This window comes from Pseudoalteromonas sp. McH1-42 (assembly GCF_022347845.1).
GTDB lineage: Bacteria > Pseudomonadota > Gammaproteobacteria > Enterobacterales > Alteromonadaceae > Pseudoalteromonas > Pseudoalteromonas rubra_D.
Genome location: NZ_JAKRFU010000011.1, coordinates 57,625 through 75,742, shown reverse-complemented (window position 1 = coordinate 75,742; position 18,118 = coordinate 57,625). Strand labels below are relative to the sequence as shown.

The following is an 18,118-nucleotide window of genomic DNA, read 5'->3' as shown; positions in this document are numbered from 1 at the left end:
ATGCGCCTTCTTTAGGCACAAAGTAATTTACGCAAAAATTATTAATCGTTTTTTAATCAGGATATACTAACAGCGTCCGATTGTAATTGGGAGTCTCGCTAGGGATAAATTCGTGAATTTATTAAAAAGATTACTACAACTTATACTGCTTTGCACGACACTGGGCCTGCTTACCTTGTTCGGCCTTTATTACTATGTCAAATCTGACATTCCCAGTGTAAAGGTTTTAAAAGATGTACAGCTGCAAACCCCAATGCAGGTCTTTACCCGCGACGGCAAACTGATCAACCAGTTTGGCGAGAAACGCCGTATTCCGGTTAAAATTAACGAAATTCCAGAGCCTTTACTCCAGGCTTTTCTGGCCACCGAAGACAACCGTTTTTATGATCATTTTGGTATTGATCCGATCGGTATTGTGCGTTCATTTATTGTCCTGGTCAGTACCGGAGAGAAAAAGCAAGGCGCCAGTACCATCACCATGCAGCTGGCACGAAACTTCTTCCTGACCCGGGAAAAGGCCTATATTCGTAAAGTGAAAGAGATCTTTATCGCGTTACATATCGAACGCTTACTCAATAAAGACGAAATTCTTGAACTTTACCTCAATAAAATAGAACTGGGTCATCGTGCCTTTGGGATTGGGGCCGCCGCCCAAGTGTACTATGGCAAGGAGCTAAACGAGCTGAGCCTGGCGCAAATGGCAATGCTGGCCGGCCTGCCCAAAGCCCCTTCAGCGCTCAACCCAATCCGTAACCCACAACGAGCTAAATTGCGCCGAAATGTCGTGTTGGGCAGGATGCTGACTGAAAGCTATATTTCTCAAGCTCAGTACAACGAAGCCACTCAGGCACCTATCACAGCTAAACGCCACGGCGCTGAAATAGAACTCTATGCCCCCTACATATCGGAAATGGTCCGTGCTTACATGGTGAAAACCTATGGTGAGGACCAGGCCTACAACTCAGGGTTTAAAGTCTATACCACAGTCGAATCCAATGTTCAGGCCGCCGCACAGCAAGCCCTGATCGACAACCTGCACGCTTATGATATGAGACACGGCTTCCGTGGCCCGCAGGCGCAATACTGGCAGCCGGAGGAGGCCCCCTGGACGACTACTCAGATCCTAGAAAGGCTGCGCAATGTCAAAGAGATAGACCCGCTTCAAGCTGGTGTTGTAACAGCACTGGAGGAGCAAAGTGCAACTGTGTTGCTCAAAGACGGCTCCTCAGTCACTGTGCCCTGGTCCGGATTAAAATGGGCGCGTGCTTACATCACAGAACGCCGCCAGGGATTACCGCCGAAACAAGCGAGTGATATTCTCGCGCCAGGTATGCAAATCTGGGTACGTTACAAAGACCAGAATTGGCAACTCAGCCAGCAGCCCCAGCCTGCAAGTGCCCTGGTGTCATTGGATCCTCAAAGTGGCCGCATTAAAGCCCTGGTTGGCGGCTATAGCTTCCGTCAAAGCCAGTACAATCGGGCTGTTCAGGCCAAACGCCAGGTTGGTTCAAACATCAAGCCATTTATCTACTCGGGTGCACTGGAGGCTGGCTATACGTTGTCGACCATCATCAATGATGCTCCGATCAATCATTGGGATAAAAGCATGGGCGTCGCCTGGCGTCCGAAAAACAGCCCGGATGTGTACAGTGGCCCTATCCGTATTCGCCGTGCCCTGGCTCAATCGAAAAACGTTGTATCAGTACGCTTGCTGCGGGGTATGGGGCTCAACGAAGCCGCCGATCATATTCTCAAGTTTGGTTTCAATAACGAGGACATTGTGCGCAGTGAATCGCTGGCTCTGGGAAGTGCGTCATTGACGCCGCTGGAAATGGCCCGCGGTATGAGTGCCTTTGCCAATGGCGGCCACTTGGTCGAGACCTATTTTATTGAAAAACTCACTGACAGCTACGGCAACGTTCTGGGAGCCGCCCAGCCACTGACCATCTGTAGTGAAGAAGAGTGGGAAATCGATCAATACACTTGTGCACCGCGGATCATCTCGGAACAAAATGCTTTTTTAATCGCTGATGCGATGAAAAGCGCGATCTGGGGCGGCGGCAGCTGGAAACACAAAACCGGCTGGACCGGCACGGGTTGGCGCGCGCAGGCGCTTAAACGCAAAGATCTGGCTGGCAAAACGGGCACCACCAACAGCTCGGTCGATACCTGGTTCACGGGGTTTAATCGCAACGTATTAACCACCGTCTGGGTCGGGTTTGACGATCCGGGTAAATCACTGGGCCGCGCCGCGTACAACGCTAACCTGGGTAAACAACAAGTGGTCGGTGCCGAAGCAGGTGCCACGTCTGCATTACCTGGCTGGGTACAGTTTATGCGTACAGCATTACAAGACGAACCACTTGCACCGATTGATCCACCTCCGGGCCTGGTGTCTGTGCGCATCGATTTAAAAACCGGGTTATTGAGTGAGCGTAACGACCACACCAGTCGTTTCGAGTACTTTGAACGCGGCACAACCCCAACAAAATACGTGCTAGAAACAGGCTCAAGTACGCCATTTGAAGAGCAACTCCCGGATACAGAAGAGCTGTTCTAAAAACCACAACGCAAAAAGGCCAGTGTCAATCACTGGCCTTTTTTGTCTTTCTTTTTTGTTATCTCAGCTGCTGTGTTAACCAGTATAGGTCGGAATGGATCCCCGCAGCGGTGACTTCTTTACCCGCACCAGGTCCTTGAATCACTAAAGGATTTTGTTCATACCATTGGGTGGTTATCACAAAAATGTTGTCCCCCGGGGTCAAATTGGCAATCGCGCTCCCCTGAGCAACTTGCGCAATCCCCACTTTGGCATGGACTGTTCCTGATGCGTCAATCTCTAGGGCACCGGTATACCTCAGCACTTTATCAGCGGCCTGGGCTGCTTCCTGACGCTGCTGATAAAACGCATCTAACTCATCTTTGCGTGCCAAAAAGGTGTCCCAGCTGCCTTCAGCCAGTGTCTCAGGCATCAACGCCTCTAATGCAATGTCGTCCAGCTCCAGCTGTAACCCCAGTTCACGCGCCAGGATCAGCAGCTTGCGCTGCATATCGCGACCGGATAAATCTTCTCTGGGATCCGGCTCGGTATACCCCATTTCCTGTGCTGCCAAAACCAGCTCAGAGAAAGGACGAGTGCCATCAAAACTGCTACACAACCAGGATAAAGTGCCCGAAAACACCCCTTCAATGCGCACAACTCTGTCACCGCTATTTTGCAGATCCGCCAGCGCAAAATTAACTGGCAGTCCAGCACCAACACTGGTGTTATAACGCCACAGCAAATTACGTTCCTGTAACTGAGTACGCAATGCCTGGTACCAGTCATGCTGCGCAGTTCCGGCATACTTATTTGCACTGATCAAATGGCAATCATGGGCCGCAAAATCCGGGTACAGCTGGCTAAATGTCTCACTGGCAGTGATATCAATCACCACCTTATGTTCGTAATCAAGCTCACTGATACGATCCAGCAACTCTTCATGCGAGTAATCCAGCGCTTCACTTTGCCACTGCTGCTGCCATTGCGACACAGTTAAACCACTCGGGCAAAACACCATTTTCTGTGAGCGTAACAGTGCTACCACTTTAAGATCAAACTGGCTTTGCAGGCGCGTAATTTGTTGCTGACACTGGCTCAGGAAGACCTCACCAACGTTGCCCAGACCGGCGATGATCACCGCCAGTTCACGTCCCTTATTCACCAGTTTATCATGCAAAATAGCCAATACATCACTGTCAATGGCCTGATCGGTCAGAAATAAAGCATAGTCTGTGGCACTGTGAGTGAAGCGCACCACCACTGCCTGTTCATCCAGCACCGTCTGTGCCTGACGCACCAACGGAGCAATGTCCGGACAAGGTGCAACCACAGCAAAGCCACGTAGGTGTGACTCGACGATGGTGACCCGGCCACTCAGGCGTAAAACAACCTGATGTGTAAACTCGCTAGGCACCAATAGGTAATCTTCACCGTTTTGGTTGAAGTGATGAATGCCATGCTGAATAAGCTGACTAAGCGCCCCGACTTCTCCCGAAACCAGGGTATCAACCCGCAATAAATCCAGGTCACCAAAAGTGGTCACAAAGCGCTTTTCTTTACTGTAACCTTGCTTAACCACTTCAGTGCCCTGCACGTCTGGCTCAAAGCTGCTGCGTACCTGTAGCTTAATGGCGGTTTCTTTAAGTGGTGACAGTGTTTTTGCGTGCAATACCGGGTTGCCAAGCCGTGCCAGCAAATTAGCCTGAGCACGGCACACTTTGCTGTACTTGATTGCATTACCCACTTTGCGCGGATCGGTGCTAAAAACGCCCGGCGTGTCAGTCCAGATTGACACTGACGCGGCATCTAAATAATTGGCCAATAATGTAGCGCTATAATCACTGCCATTACGCCCTAATGTCACCGTATTACCAGCACTATCAGCAGCAATAAACCCAGTCACCACATAAATTTTGTCTTGATCGAGTGCCTGATGACAGGCACTGCGATTTTGACTGTGCATCAGCTGTCCCTGATGCTGAGTAAACAAAGTGCGTGCATCAATATCCTGAGCGGCAATATTCAAAGTGTTCAACAAGGCAGCCAATAAACGTGCTGACCAGATCTCGCCAAACGCCAATAACGGGGCTTCAAGTAGCTGACGCGACTGCGCTTGGCGACCGATACTGCTCAGCTCATCACGTAATTCAGAGACCAGCGAGGATTGCTGCGCTGCGGAAAATAGCTCATCAATCAGCTGCAACTGATGGTTTTCCACTTGCAGCAAGATATCGCTAAAGGCTCGTTCGTCCTGCTGCTGATAACTGTGCCACAAGGCAACCAAGGTATTGGTGGTTTTGCCTGCTGCCGATACCACGATACAGTCACCACTCTGGCACTGTCCAATGATGATATTGGCAACCGCCTGATAGCGAGCAGCCGAGCTTAAGCTCGACCCGCCGAATTTATGTACTGCTTTTGTCATTTCTTCTACCACAATGCCGTATGTGCTGGCGAGAGCTTAAATGCTTTCGCATTGTCACTGGAGTTGCCTTGCGCGGCCTTCACCGCGGCAAATGCCTGCTCAAAGTCTGTTAGTAAATCGTCGATTTCCTCAATCCCCACCGAAATGCGGATCAGTGTGTCACCAACACCCGCCTCAAGCCGTGCGGCCGGGTCCATACCCGCATGTGTCATGGTCGCCGGGTGACAAATCAAGCTTTCAACACCACCCAGAGATTCTGCCAGAGAGAATTGCTTCACACTGGTCAGGAATTTAGCGGCATCCGCGAGCTCCCCTTTAATATCAAAGCTCACCATGCCACCGAAGCCTTGTTGCTGCTGTTTCGCCAGTGCGTGCTGAGGATGGCTTTCCAGCCCTGGGTAATAAACCTGACTAACAAATTCTGATTGCTCAAGGTAACGTGCAATCGCCAGCGCATTTTCCTGATGCTGTTTAAGGCGAACATTGAGCGTACGTAAACCCCGTAAAGTCAGGTAACTGTCAAACGGCGCGCCCGTGATACCGATATTATTGGCCCACCAGGCCAGTTCATCACCCAGCTCCTCGGTTTTAGCGATAACAGCCCCACCCACAACATCCGAGTGGCCATTGATATACTTAGTGGTGGAATGGACCACAATGTCGACGCCAAATGCGATGGGGTTTTGCAGTGCCGGCGACAAGAAAGTATTGTCAGCAGCGACCAGCGCACCACACTGTGCCGCGACATCCACAACAGCCTGAATATCCGTCAAGCGCAAAATGGGGTTGCTCGGTGTTTCAATCCAGACCAGCTTAGGTTTAATGGCCAGAATTTCCTGCAAGCTGTCGCTGCGCGTCAGATCCAGTACTTTGACCTTGAGCAAACCGCGCTTTTCCAGAGAGGTAAACAAGCGATAGCTGCCCCCATAACAGTCGTGTGGGATCACTAAGGTATCATCAGCATTCAGTAACTGAGTCACCAGGTGAACCGCGGCCATACCCGTTGCGGTAATGATCCCCTTAGCGCCACCTTCCAGTTCCGCCAGTGTTTGCGCAAGAATATCGCGATTAGGGTTACCACTGCGACCGTAATCGTAATCACGCTTCTTATCAAAATCCGCGAAAGAATAGGTGGTCGACAGATAAAGCGGCGGCACCACCGCACCATGATGCTTATCGGCATCTATGCCTGTACGTACCGCTATGGTTGACTTGTTGCTTTGGCTCATAGGTCACCTGGATGAATTAGATGTTTAGACGTCTAAAAGGTTAGATGAACAAAAGTTAGAAGTCAAAACATTTATACCGCTAAATGGCTAAATAACTAGTATTTGACTATCTTTTTTAAACCGATAAAATTTCGCCACTCAACGCGAACTCTATGCTAATAAGACTGAGTATTTGAGCTTAAACTATGGCAAATGACGTGCAACATTGCCAACAGAGAGCCTACGTGTCACGGTTGGATCCATACACAGTACACAGTCTTATTCGCATTGCATCTACAACACTGAGGCAAGTACATCACTATGGCTAAATGGAACGGTGAATATATTCACCCTTATGCAGAACACGGTAAGAAATCAGAACAGGTAAAAAAGATTACTGTTTCTATCCCGCTCAACGTACTGAAAGTGCTAACCGATGAGCGCACCCGTCGCCAGGTCAACAACCTGCGCCACGCGACGAACAGTGAGTTACTGTGTGAGGCATTTCTGCATGCCTTTACCGGCCAGCCACTCCCTGGTGACGAAGACCTGCGCAAAGACAATCCGGAAAAAATCCCGGCGGAAGTCCGTCAGATCATGACGGAAATGGGTCTGGAGATCCCAGAGATTAACGAAGAATAATCTGTGCAGCGACAGTGAAAAACAGCAATAAAAAAAGCCTCACATTGTGAGGCTTTTTTTTGCTCAAACTGACTTAGGCCATGTAGTTTTCTGGCATCTCAATTTGTGCGACACCCGATTCTACCGCGGCCTCGGCAACAGCTCTGGCGATACGTGGTAGCAAGCGCGGGTCCATCGGCTTAGGAATGATGTAATGTTCACCAAACTCCAGGCTGTCCACATCCGCCGCTTTGAGTACTTCAGCAGGCACCGGCTCTTTGGCAATGCTGCGAATTGCTTCAACCGCGGCTATCTTCATTTCATCATTAATGGCCGTTGCACGCACGTCCAGCGCACCTCGGAAGATAAACGGGAAACACAGTACATTGTTCACCTGATTGGGGTAATCAGAGCGACCCGTTGCCATGATCAGATCATCACGCGCGCCATGTGCCACTTCCGGGCTGATCTCAGGATCCGGGTTGGAACAGGCAAACACCACAGGCTTATCAGCCATTAATTTCAGATCTTCCGGTGACAACAGGTCCGGACCAGATACACCCACAAACACGTCTGCATCTTCGATCACGTCCTGTAACGTGCGCTTATCCGTGTTATTGGCAAACAACTTTTTGTATTCGTTGAGATCATCACGGCGAGTGTGAATAACCCCCTTACGGTCAAGCATATAAATGTGTTCACGTTGTGCACCACACTTAATCAAAAGCTCCATACACGCGATGGCAGCTGCACCAGCCCCCAAACAAACGATAATCGCGTCATGAATATTTTTGCCCTGAATCTCCAGCGCGTTCAACATACCCGCAGCGGTGACAATCGCGGTGCCATGCTGGTCATCATGGAATACCGGCACATCACATCGCTCGATCAGCGCACGCTCAATCTCAAAACACTCAGGAGCTTTGATGTCTTCCAGATTAATACCGCCAAAAGTATCGGCAATATTTGCAACTGTATTGATAAAGTCTTCAGTGGTACGGTGCTTAACTTCAATATCAATTGAATCCAGGCCAGCAAAGCGCTTAAACAGCAGAGCTTTACCTTCCATCACTGGTTTGGACGCCAGAGGACCCAGGTTACCTAGACCCAGGATAGCAGTACCATTACTGATCACAGCCACCATGTTGCCTTTACCTGTGTAACGGTAAGCGTTGCTGGGGTCGGCTGCAATTTCACGAACCGGCTCTGCAACACCCGGGCTGTATGCCAGGGCTAAGTCTTTGACGGTTTCTGCAGGCTTGGTCAACTCTACGCTGATTTTTCCTGGAACGGGGTGGGCATGATAATGTAAAGCTTGTTCACGAAAGTCTGACATGACGCGATTTTTTCCTACGAAGAAGTTGAAAGTGAGAGTGAGATAAAAATTCGCTAACTGTGTTAAACCATACCTTTTTTAAAAATTAATTCAAGCCATATCAGGTCTATCCTGTTAAAGCAAAGATAGTTGGCAGTTAGCAATATTTAGCGACTTTTTTGCTACTTTTCGGCAAACTTAACTCACAACAAATGATCCGATAAGTGTCATTTTCAGGTCAAAATAGCGTCATTTTTATGCGGAGTATAAATCAAATGAATAAAACAAGCGTAAAAAACAAGTTCCCGAAATTTAGCAACATAATGAGAGAAAATACCGACTTTTAACTAATATTAAATAAAAAAATCGAGACATTGGCCGGGGTAGCTATGCAGATTAATCAGGTGAATATGATCATTCAGGGGAAATTTGCGCTGTGATATGGTTGTCACATGAGCACAACTTAACGAACGCTATAGCATGCAGGTTTGTCGGCAACAATCTCGCATTACTGGAAACTTTACTGACCGAACGGCACTGATCCGTCCACTTAGCATAGTAAAGTGCAGCATTTGGCAAAATCGCACATTACCAGGGACAGAAACGAAAAAAGCACCCGAAGGTGCTTTTTCTACAACAGAAGTAAGGCTTACTTCTTGCTGCTAAGCGCGCCAAAGCGCTTGTTGAAGCGATCAACACGACCACCTGTGTCTAGGATCTTCTGCTTACCAGTGTAGAACGGGTGACATGCAGAACATACGTCCAGGTGAATGTCTTTACACAGTGTTGAACGAGTCTCGAATTTGTTACCGCACGAACAAGTTGCTGTAATTGTTTCGTACGTAGGATGAATACCTTCTTTCATAGGACACCTCTAGTTAAGGCCGTATCGCTCTCCAAACCCGAAGTCTGGCACCATACGTAGTTATACAAAAATTGTGGACGCGTATTTTAGGGTCAATCGGGATGATCCACAAGCAATAAATGCAATTTAGCTGTTATTTTTTGCGCAATCTCGGAATGTAACCGCAAAATATGTCATACACACTAAACTCCCTCACCACTGGCATGCATTTTTACATTGTTACGGTATACTGAGCCCGTGTTCTGTTAGCACCCGATAGGGCTATCAGGCGCCAGTCCTTAACTTTGATATTCAGATGCCGGAGTCTCCATGCGCTTCGCCGAAGTCGCTTTAAAAGTGCCTTTACATAGAACCTTTGATTACCGCCTCGAGCCACAACAGCAGCCCTGTGTGGGCGGCCGAGTCAGAGTAAAATTTGCCAACCGGGCCTGCGTTGCCATTGTTGTGGCCTTAAAGTCTCACAGCGATGTGCCCGCCGAGAAAATAAAAGCCATTGAGTCTGTACTGGATACTGCCCCCGTGCTGTCGCCAGAGCACCTCGGATTCTTGCGCTTCGGTGCCCAGTATTATTGTCACCCTCTGGGCGAAACCTTGTTTACTGCCCTACCCGGCGCACTGCGCGAAGGCGAGCAAGTTGATAAAACCCAGGTGCCGGTACTGACGCTGACAGTAGCGGGGCGTGAAACCACTCAGCTCAGAGCAAAGAAACAATTAGCATTGCTTGAGCAACTGCGCAGTGCCGGAGATGCCACCGCCAGTGAGCTCAAAACACTGGGCTTCTCACAGGCACAGATCAAAGCCTTGTTAGAAAAAGCACTGATCCAGGAAGAACTGCGCACAGATACACACTGGCAATCCAGGCCGTTGCAGCTCGGTAGTAAACCCAGACTCAACCCAGAGCAGGCTACCGCCTGCAGTGCCATCAACAGTGAGACCGGGTTTCGTACCTTCTTACTCGAAGGTGTGACAGGCAGTGGTAAAACCGAAGTGTATCTGCAAAGCCTCGAAGCCATTTTAGCCAGTGGCAAACAGGCACTCGTACTGGTGCCAGAAATAGGGCTGACGCCACAAACGGTTAACCGTTTCAAACGCCGTTTTGAGGGGTTACCCATCGATCTTTGGCACTCGAACCTCACCGATAATGAGCGCTTACACACCTGGCGTCGCGCCGAGCTGGGAGAGTCAGCTCTGGTGATTGGCACCCGCTCAGCCATCTTTTTGCCCTTTCAGACCTTGGGCATGATAGTCGTCGATGAAGAACACGACGGCTCATTCAAACAACAAGACGGGTTGCGCTACCATGCCCGTGACCTCGCGGCCTACCGTGCTGCACAAGGCCAGTTTCCATTAATCCTCGGCACCGCCACCCCGGCACTGGAAACCCTGCAAAAAGCCCTGCAAAACCGCTATCAACTGCTGCCTCTCACCAAACGCGCACAAACACAGCAAGATAACCGCTTTATGTTAGTCGATATGAAAGGTCAGGCTGAGCAATCGGGGTTTGCCAAGGCCAGCCTGGATACCATAGCTGCCACACTGGCACGCGGACAGCAGGTCATGGTATTTCTCAACCGGCGTGGCTTTGCCCCGACACTTATCTGTCATGAGTGCGGCTGGCTCAGCAACTGTAATCGTTGCAGTACCAGCGCCACCTATCATAAATCCCTTAGCCGATTGATCTGCCACCACTGTTCTGAACAAGCGTTTGTGCCCGTGCAATGCCCTGACTGTGGCAGCACCCAGATCATGCCAACGGGATATGGCACCGAGCAACTGGAAGAGTTTTTAACCCAGCAATTTGCTGATTTTCCGGTGCACCGGATAGACCGGGATTCAACCCGGCGCAAAGGTAGCCTGGAAACCGTACTGGATGAAATTAACCAAGGGGGCGCGCGACTGCTCATTGGCACTCAGATGCTCGCCAAAGGACATCATTTCGCAGACGTCAACCTGGTGGTGATCCTCGACGTAGACAGTGGCTTGTATTCGTGCGACTTTCGCGCCACTGAGCACATGGCGCAGCTCATAACCCAGGTCGCAGGGCGAGCCGGGCGTAGTGGCGAAGCCGGTACTGTGCTGTTGCAAACCCACTTCCCGGAACATCCTTTGTTACAGGATCTGGTGAACAACGGCTATCAGGATTTTGCCCGCTATGCATTGCGCGAACGCGAGGAAACCCAGATGCCCCCATACAGCCATCTGGCTTTGATCCGTGCAGAAGCCACCAATGCACAACTGGTCATGGCGTTTTTATCGGATCTGGTTCCAGCCACCCCCTACCCTGGTATACAATTACTCGGACCGATCCCCGCGCCGATGGAACGCCTGGCCGGAAAATACCGATATCAATTGCATATTCAGGCAGCGCAACGCAAAGTACTGCATCAATACCTGGCACAACTGGCTGATTATATCGGCCAGCATAAACTCGCCAACCGGGTGCGCTGGAGTATTGACGTTGACCCTATGGATACCTATTAAAAAAACGTTATGGCACAACACGACTACATAAATAAGAAGCCGGGCGGTAAAAAAGCCGCCAAAGGAAAGGTTGCCAAACCTTTCCCGAAATTTTTTGCTGCTCTGACACTGGTGTTGATTGGTGCCTTTGGTTATGGCCTGTGGTACATCAAGCAGCATGGCGAACCCGAGGCACAGCCCATCAGCCCAATGCCAGCAAAGAAAACGGAGCAACCGAAAGCAGAAAAAGACCTGCCACGCCCACCAGACTTCATCAAAGACATTAAAGATCATGAGGTTAAAGTTGAGGTCAAGAAAATAGAGAGCCAGGGCCCCTATCAGATGCAGTGTGGCTCATTCAGAACCTATGAGCAGGCCGAACAAATGAAAGCCAAAATGGCGTTCGCTGGCCTGATCGCCGAGATCCGTCGCACAGAAGGCTCCAACGGTGTCTGGTATCGGGTGCGTTTGGGTCCCTATGACACCAAACGGGGCGCTGAGAGCGATAAGAATAAGCTGGAACGAATAAACATCGTCAGCTGTGGGATCTGGAAGTGGACTTGATCTTCGTAAAATCGTCCCTATCTCTACCCTAATTGATTTTATACTTGAGGCATGTGCCTCCTGATTAAGGAATACTATGACAACTATCGTGAGTGTTCGCCGAGGCGACAAAGTCGTAATAGGTGGAGATGGCCAGGTTTCGCTTGGCAATACGGTAATGAAAGGCAATGCTAAAAAAGTGCGTCGCCTATACAACGGTAAGGTGCTTGCAGGCTTTGCAGGTGGCACTGCCGACGCCTTCACCCTGTTTGAGCGCTTTGAAACCAAACTGGAAATGCACCAGGGCCACCTAACTCGTGCAGCCGTGGAAATGGCAAAAGATTGGCGAACCGACAGAGCACTGCGCAAGCTCGAAGCCTTGCTGGCCGTTGCCGATGAAACCGCGTCATTGATCATCACAGGTAATGGTGACGTTGTTCAGCCAGAGCACGATCTAATCGCCATCGGTAGTGGTGGTAACTTTGCTCAGGCAGCTGCCACCGCGCTGATTGAGAACACCGACCTGAGTGCCCGAGAAATTGTGGAAAAGAGCCTTAAAATCGCAGGCGATATCTGCGTCTTTACCAACAATTTCCAAACCATCGAAGAATTGTAATAGGAATTGCCATGACAGCAATGACCCCAAGAGAAATCGTCCATGAGCTGGACCAGCATATTATTGGTCAGGACAAAGCAAAGAAAGCCGTTGCCATTGCGCTCAGAAACCGCTGGCGTCGCATGCAGCTCCCTGAAGAGCTACGTACTGAAGTCACTCCCAAAAATATTTTGATGATTGGCCCAACCGGTGTGGGTAAAACCGAAATCGCCCGTCGCCTGGCGAAGCTGGCGAACGCGCCATTTATCAAAGTTGAAGCGACTAAGTTCACCGAAGTCGGTTATGTGGGTAAAGAAGTCGAGACCATTATCCGCGATTTGGTTGAAGTATCTTTTAAAATGACGCGCGAGCTGCAAACCAAGAAGCACAAACACCGTGCCGAAGAAGCCGCTGAAGAACGCATTTTAGATGCGCTGCTGCCACCAGCCAAAGATGCCTGGGGTGAAACACAACAGAGTGACAACAGCTCTACGCGTCAGGTATTCCGCAAGAAGCTGCGTGAAGGCCAGCTGGATGATAAAGAGATCGACATTGAAGTGGCAGAAACCTCCCCTCAGGTTGAGATCATGGCACCGCCAGGCATGGAAGAAATGACCAATCAATTGCAGGGCATGTTCCAAAATCTGTCAGGCGACAAAAAGAAAAGCCGCAAGCTAAAAATCAAAGAAGCCTTCAAACTGTTGATTGAAGAAGAAGCCGCGAAGCTGGTAAACCCAGAAGAGCTCAAAGAGCAGGCGATTTTTGCCGTTGAACAAAATGGCATCGTGTTCGTTGATGAGATCGACAAAATCTGTAAGCGTGGCGAAGCCTCAGGACCCGATGTCAGCCGTGAAGGGGTTCAGCGCGACCTGCTGCCACTCATTGAAGGCTCAACGGTCAGCACTAAACATGGCATGGTAAAAACAGACCACATTCTGTTTATCGCCTCAGGGGCATTCCAGATGGCCAAGCCTTCTGATCTGATCCCTGAGCTGCAAGGCCGTTTACCAATTCGTGTCGAGCTCGAAGCACTTACAGCAAAAGACTTCAAACGCATTCTGACAGAGCCACATGCGTCACTTACAGAGCAACAACAAGCCCTGATGGACACAGAAAGTGTCAGCATCGCATTCAGTGATGATGCCATTGAGCGCATTGCCCAGGCTGCCTGGCAGGTGAATGAGAAAACGGAAAACATTGGTGCCCGTCGTCTGCACACTGTGATGGAAAAGCTGATGGAAGAAATCTCTTTCGATGCTTCCGACAAAGCCGGTGAGTCACTAACGATAGATGCCGCCTATGTCGACAAGCATTTAGATATGCTGGTACAGGACGAAGACCTGAGCCGCTTTATTCTTTAACGGAATCCCGCCCGGTCACTGATCGGGCTTTTTTATGCCTATGTATCAAGTTACCAAACTGCATTACCACACCCAACAAAGCCTGCTTGATGTGTACTTTGATGATGGTCTGACGCACACACTCAGCGCTGAGTTTTTACGGGTCCATTCTCCCTCCGCTGAAGTACAGGGACATGGCCCCGGTCAGCAGCAACTGGTCCTCAATAAACAAGATGTGGCCATCAGCAAAATTGAGCCGGTGGGACACTATGCAGTCAGATTGGTGTTCGATGACGGTCATAATTCAGGACTGTTCAGCTGGCAGTACCTGCGAAAGCTCAGTGAGCAAGAGGATGAACTGTGGCAACTTTATCAGCAGCGTGTGTCTGCACGCCACGATGTGCCCATTAAGTTTACGCCCTGATCCGCTGTGATAAACACAAAAAAGGCGACCTGTGGTCGCCTTTTCTTTTACAAACCCGGTGAACCGGGCTGGCACTACACCTGGTATTTTTCCACTGACTCGTATAAATTCCGCGCTTGCTCCGACAGCTCCTCACTGCTTTGCGCATTACTGCTGGCATGATCTGACGCCACCTGGGCAATGTCTCGGATCTTCACAACATTTTTGTTTACTTCAGAAGCCACCTGTTTTTGCTCATCTATCGCGGTGGCGATATGGGTGCTCATTTCCATTATTGTTTGCACATCTTCGGTGATCATTCCGAGCAGATCGCCTGCGCGCTCGGCCTGTGCCACACTTTCATTGCCCTGCTCGCGACATTGCTCCATGATATTAACCACTTCACGGGTACGCTGTTGCAAGGTTGAAATAATGCTTTCGATTTCCTGCGTCGAATCCTGAGTACGCTGCGCCAGCGAGCGCACTTCATCCGCGACCACAGCAAAACCACGACCTTGCTCACCGGCACGGGCCGCCTCAATCGCCGCATTCAGTGCCAGCAGGTTGGTTTGCTCGGCGATACCGCGGATCACATCCAGCACTGAACCTATCGTTTCGCCATCGCGTTCTAGCTGGCCCACTACGTCGGATGCACCACCGAGCGATTCAGACAGCTGCATAATATGCTCAATCGTTGCAGTCACCTCAGAGCGACCTAGCTGTGCATTCTTGTTGGTTGACTCGGCTTTGTCTGCCGCTGCTTCGGTATTATGTGAAATATCCTGGATCGTGGCCTGCATCTCAGTGGCCGCCGTTGCCACCATATCGGCCTCGTGCAGCTGCTCAGTCATGCCTGCACTGGTCTGTGCTGTGGTATCCGATAAGTGGTGGGTTGCATCATTGATGATCGCAAGCGCACTGTTTACGTCGCCAATCAACTCTTTAAAGTCGCCAATCAGACTATTGAAGTCTTTGGTCATCAGGGTAATTTCATCGTTACCCGTCTGTTCGATAGGGATACGTAAATTATTCTCACGACGGATCCGCTCTATGGTCTGGTAAACCCGTTCAACCGGACGAATAATTGACTGGCTGGTCGACAGCACCAGCAACATCACCACCACAGAGGCCACAACAAAAATGATCAGGGCAGCCATCTGCGCCATTTGCGTATTTTCTGTCACGGCTTCTTTTGCCTGCTCGACGATCCGCGCGACAACAGCGTCACTCTGCTCAACACTTTTCTTCATGCTGCCCAGAGCACCACTTTGAAGGTCCAGGCCAAGCTTGGTCTGTGCATCGACTAAATTTCTAAAGCGGGTTTGATATTGCTTTATCAGGGTCTGGATCTGACGCTCATACTGCGCATCAAAGCCAGCCGCTTTGACCTGCCCCTCAAATTTGCTGATTTGATCGTCAAACTTCTTGAGGTATTTCAAGTCCAGTCGCAACATAAAATCTTTTTCTGCGCGTCTGAGCATTAACATGGTGACCAGCAGGTCATCACGTGATTGCTGTTTGAGCATTGTCTCTACTTCATGAACCGCGCTACGAAGCGCGCCATAGAGACCATCCTTAGGATGCAGCCCTATGGTTTGTTGTAACTCAACAACGTGATTAAAATCATCAACATAGGTTTGCGCAAGACGTTCGAACTCACGTAAATTACTGTCATCGATACCGAACTCAGCAAATATCTCGTCCAGTAGCCCAGCTTTACGTTGCAGTTCGCTGTAGTCCTTGGCATATAAATCTAGTGCCTCAGTATCTTTATAGAACAAAAAGTTCTTTTCATGTTTGCGCATTGAAAGCTCATGAATATCAAGCTCTTCAGCATACTGAATGGTTTCATTCAGTTTACGCATCGTACTGGCTTCGATCATAATCACTGCCAGCATAACGACTAAAGCCACACCCACCACCAGCGCATTTAACTGCAAGCGCCGCTTGATGGTCAGATTTTCCAGAAATGCCATACGGTTACCCAATTATTACAAGACCTGCAATAGAGTATAGATTATTCCGTCAGCAACGCCGCGCACTATTTGCTATTTTTGCACGACTTTATTACTAAATGCACATTAATTAAGCGGCCTTTGGTGCTTTATTGAGCACCGTTTGCCAGAGCGTATCATGTAACTCATTGACATTATGCCATTGTCCCTTTGTCAGCCACAGGGCTAATGGTGTCGCATCACTGGGGAAATTAATTTGCTGTCCGCCAGGTGATTCCAGCCATTCGTCCAGCGCTTCTGAATTCAGGTAGTTCATTACCTGAGCCAGTCCCAGAGACTGTAAGGTCATGGCATTACTTTGCTGTTCAAATTGCCCCTGCAAGGGCTTTAACAACAACTTTTTACCAAACTTCAGGGCTTCACTGGACAATTCAAACCCGGCATTGGCCACCACACCGGACGCATTGGCTAAATCAGCGATAAACCCATCTCGTGATGGTTCACGCAAATGAATATGATTCAGTGAGGTGTTATGTGCATCCGGGTGATAACAGTAAAACTCCCGGTCAGGGAAGTCTTTGAGTAACTCAACAATATGCGATAAGTCTTCAAAAGGCAGGTAAACCAAAACTTTGTTCGCGATAGACTGATTGCCAAAATCTCCCAACTGGTAGGGAATAAAAGGCGGTACGATATTTTCAGCAAAAGGTTGCCAGTGTACACCCAGGTGAATGTCTGCCGGTGCAAACCAACGAATTAATGAACGCAGCATAAAGTTGCCACCAAAGATGGGCACTTTAGGTGATAAAAAAGCACTTTGATGGCTCATTGCAACCACTGGCACCTTAGCACGACGTGCAGCCCAGGCCGTCACCGGTTCAAAATCGTTAAAGACCATGTCGTAGCCACGCATATCAAAGCGCTGCACATCCTTAACAAAGCGCCCGACACGCAATTGCTGAAGCGTCCCCTGGTAATGCAATCGACCATGACGAGTCGCAAAGCTGATCCCGCGACGAGTTTGGTAATCTCCAAACACCGACATATCAAAATAGCGCTCGTCCGGACGACCAGAAAACACATAGTCAACATCAACGCCTAAACGCGTAAAACACTCTGCCATCACCCGGGCGCGGGTAATATGACCATTACCAGTCCCTTGTACGCCATATAAAATCTTCATAATTCCCCTACAGCTCCTATCGCCAACACAGCACATCCGCTACCTATCACCGCCCCCAGAATGACATCAATCGGATAATGCACCCCGACAACAATCCTCGACAATGAGACACCCGATGCCCACATCATCAGCGGCAGCGCCAGTGCCGGAAAATGCTCCATCAGACACGTGGCATACAGCCAGGCACCGGCACTGTGACCAGAAGGCATGCTAAATTTATCACTTGGCGTAAGCATGGCTTTCACGGCCAGGCAATCACAGGGACGGATCCGCGCAATGCGGTTTTTCAGATAGAGATAAAGCGGCCGCTCAATGGCAAAAGCGACCACGGCACACAAGGCAAATTGCTGCCCAACCGAGCCCATAAACAGTGCACTCAGGACTCCCAAAATCACGTAAAGTCCACCGTTTCCGCTTTTTGACAGGGCCAACATCACCATTTTGAACCAGGGCTTACACTCGGGTTTATAAAGGGCGAAATAAAGCGCCGTATCGAGTTTGATGATCTGTGCTTTCATAGCTCATGCTTACATTTGTTCACAAATTCAGCATAGAAGAGCTAAATAACACTGCCACGACATTTTTGTGACACAATTATGTATGTTGATTCAAAGCATTGCGCCCCTACATAATGGGAGTATACTGGATTGTGAATTCAGTTAT

14 protein-coding genes are annotated in these 18,118 nt (G+C 49.6%); 7 read left to right on the top strand and 7 right to left on the bottom strand.

The genetic code is table 11. The annotated features are described in order from the left end of the window. The first annotated feature begins 112 nt into the window (after window positions 1-112). Window positions 113-2,560, top strand: coding sequence for a penicillin-binding protein 1A (locus MHN31_RS11200; RefSeq protein ID WP_239444297.1), 2,448 nt, complete (start codon window positions 113-115; stop codon window positions 2,558-2,560). 58 nt (window positions 2,561-2,618) lie between these two features. Here MHN31_RS11200 and metL read toward each other — a convergent pair whose 3' ends face one another. After that, window positions 2,619-4,967, bottom strand: coding sequence for a bifunctional aspartate kinase/homoserine dehydrogenase II (metL, locus tag MHN31_RS11195; protein ID WP_138537826.1), 2,349 nt, complete (start codon window positions 4,965-4,967; stop codon window positions 2,619-2,621). A 5-nt stretch (window positions 4,968-4,972) separates the two neighbouring features. After that, window positions 4,973-6,196 (bottom strand): cystathionine gamma-synthase, encoded by a 1,224-nt coding sequence (metB, locus tag MHN31_RS11190; protein ID WP_239444296.1) that lies wholly within the window; start codon window positions 6,194-6,196, stop codon window positions 4,973-4,975. Between the two features lie 300 nt (window positions 6,197-6,496). Between metB and metJ the strand changes: the two genes are divergently transcribed. Further along, on the top strand, window positions 6,497-6,817 hold the full coding sequence (gene metJ / locus MHN31_RS11185; RefSeq protein ID WP_010386199.1) for a met regulon transcriptional regulator MetJ: 321 nt from the start codon (window positions 6,497-6,499) through the stop codon (window positions 6,815-6,817). 73 nt (window positions 6,818-6,890) lie between these two features. On the opposite strand, the gene MHN31_RS11180 is transcribed toward metJ, so the two are convergent. Continuing rightward, on the bottom strand, window positions 6,891-8,132 hold the full coding sequence (locus MHN31_RS11180; RefSeq protein ID WP_010386198.1) for a malic enzyme-like NAD(P)-binding protein: 1,242 nt from the start codon (window positions 8,130-8,132) through the stop codon (window positions 6,891-6,893). Window positions 8,133-8,760: 628 nt separating this feature from the next. Beyond that, window positions 8,761-8,976 carry a 50S ribosomal protein L31 gene (gene rpmE, locus MHN31_RS11175; protein WP_010386197.1) on the bottom strand — a complete coding sequence of 72 codons (216 nt, stop codon included), beginning with the start codon at window positions 8,974-8,976 and terminating at the stop codon, window positions 8,761-8,763. Window positions 8,977-9,285: 309 nt separating this feature from the next. Here rpmE and priA point away from each other — a divergent pair, with 309 nt between their 5' ends. The 5 genes from priA to MHN31_RS11150 all read left to right on the top strand — a co-directional run bounded on the left by priA (window position 9,286) and on the right by MHN31_RS11150 (window position 14,338). Then, on the top strand, window positions 9,286-11,457 hold the full coding sequence (priA, locus tag MHN31_RS11170) for a primosomal protein N' (RefSeq protein WP_239444295.1): 2,172 nt from the start codon (window positions 9,286-9,288) through the stop codon (window positions 11,455-11,457). A 9-nt stretch (window positions 11,458-11,466) separates the two neighbouring features. Continuing rightward, window positions 11,467-12,000 carry an SPOR domain-containing protein gene (locus MHN31_RS11165; protein WP_125563059.1) on the top strand — a complete coding sequence of 178 codons (534 nt, stop codon included), beginning with the start codon at window positions 11,467-11,469 and terminating at the stop codon, window positions 11,998-12,000. A 76-nt stretch (window positions 12,001-12,076) separates the two neighbouring features. Continuing rightward, window positions 12,077-12,595: an ATP-dependent protease subunit HslV gene (gene hslV / locus MHN31_RS11160; protein ID WP_010386191.1), complete on the top strand. Its 519-nt coding sequence runs from the start codon at window positions 12,077-12,079 to the stop codon at window positions 12,593-12,595. A gap of 11 nt (window positions 12,596-12,606) precedes the next feature. After that, a complete protein-coding gene (gene hslU, locus MHN31_RS11155; RefSeq protein WP_125563057.1) occupies window positions 12,607-13,935 on the top strand; it encodes an HslU--HslV peptidase ATPase subunit in 1,329 nt (442 codons plus the stop codon). 40 nt (window positions 13,936-13,975) lie between these two features. Then, a complete protein-coding gene (locus MHN31_RS11150) occupies window positions 13,976-14,338 on the top strand; it encodes a DUF971 domain-containing protein (RefSeq protein WP_125563182.1) in 363 nt (120 codons plus the stop codon). Window positions 14,339-14,412: 74 nt separating this feature from the next. Here the strand turns inward: MHN31_RS11150 and MHN31_RS11145 are convergent, their stop codons facing one another. From MHN31_RS11145 to MHN31_RS11135, 3 genes are all read right to left on the bottom strand, one after another. Further along, entirely contained in the window at window positions 14,413-16,293 is a 1,881-nt protein-coding gene (locus MHN31_RS11145; RefSeq protein ID WP_125563055.1) for a methyl-accepting chemotaxis protein, read from the bottom strand. 109 nt (window positions 16,294-16,402) lie between these two features. Next, on the bottom strand, window positions 16,403-17,455 hold the full coding sequence (locus tag MHN31_RS11140) for an MJ1255/VC2487 family glycosyltransferase (protein ID WP_125563053.1): 1,053 nt from the start codon (window positions 17,453-17,455) through the stop codon (window positions 16,403-16,405). Then, window positions 17,452-17,973 carry a phosphatase PAP2 family protein gene (locus tag MHN31_RS11135; RefSeq protein WP_239444294.1) on the bottom strand — a complete coding sequence of 174 codons (522 nt, stop codon included), beginning with the start codon at window positions 17,971-17,973 and terminating at the stop codon, window positions 17,452-17,454. The genes MHN31_RS11140 and MHN31_RS11135 overlap by 4 nt, the downstream gene beginning before the upstream one ends. Window positions 17,974-18,118 lie beyond the last annotated feature (145 nt).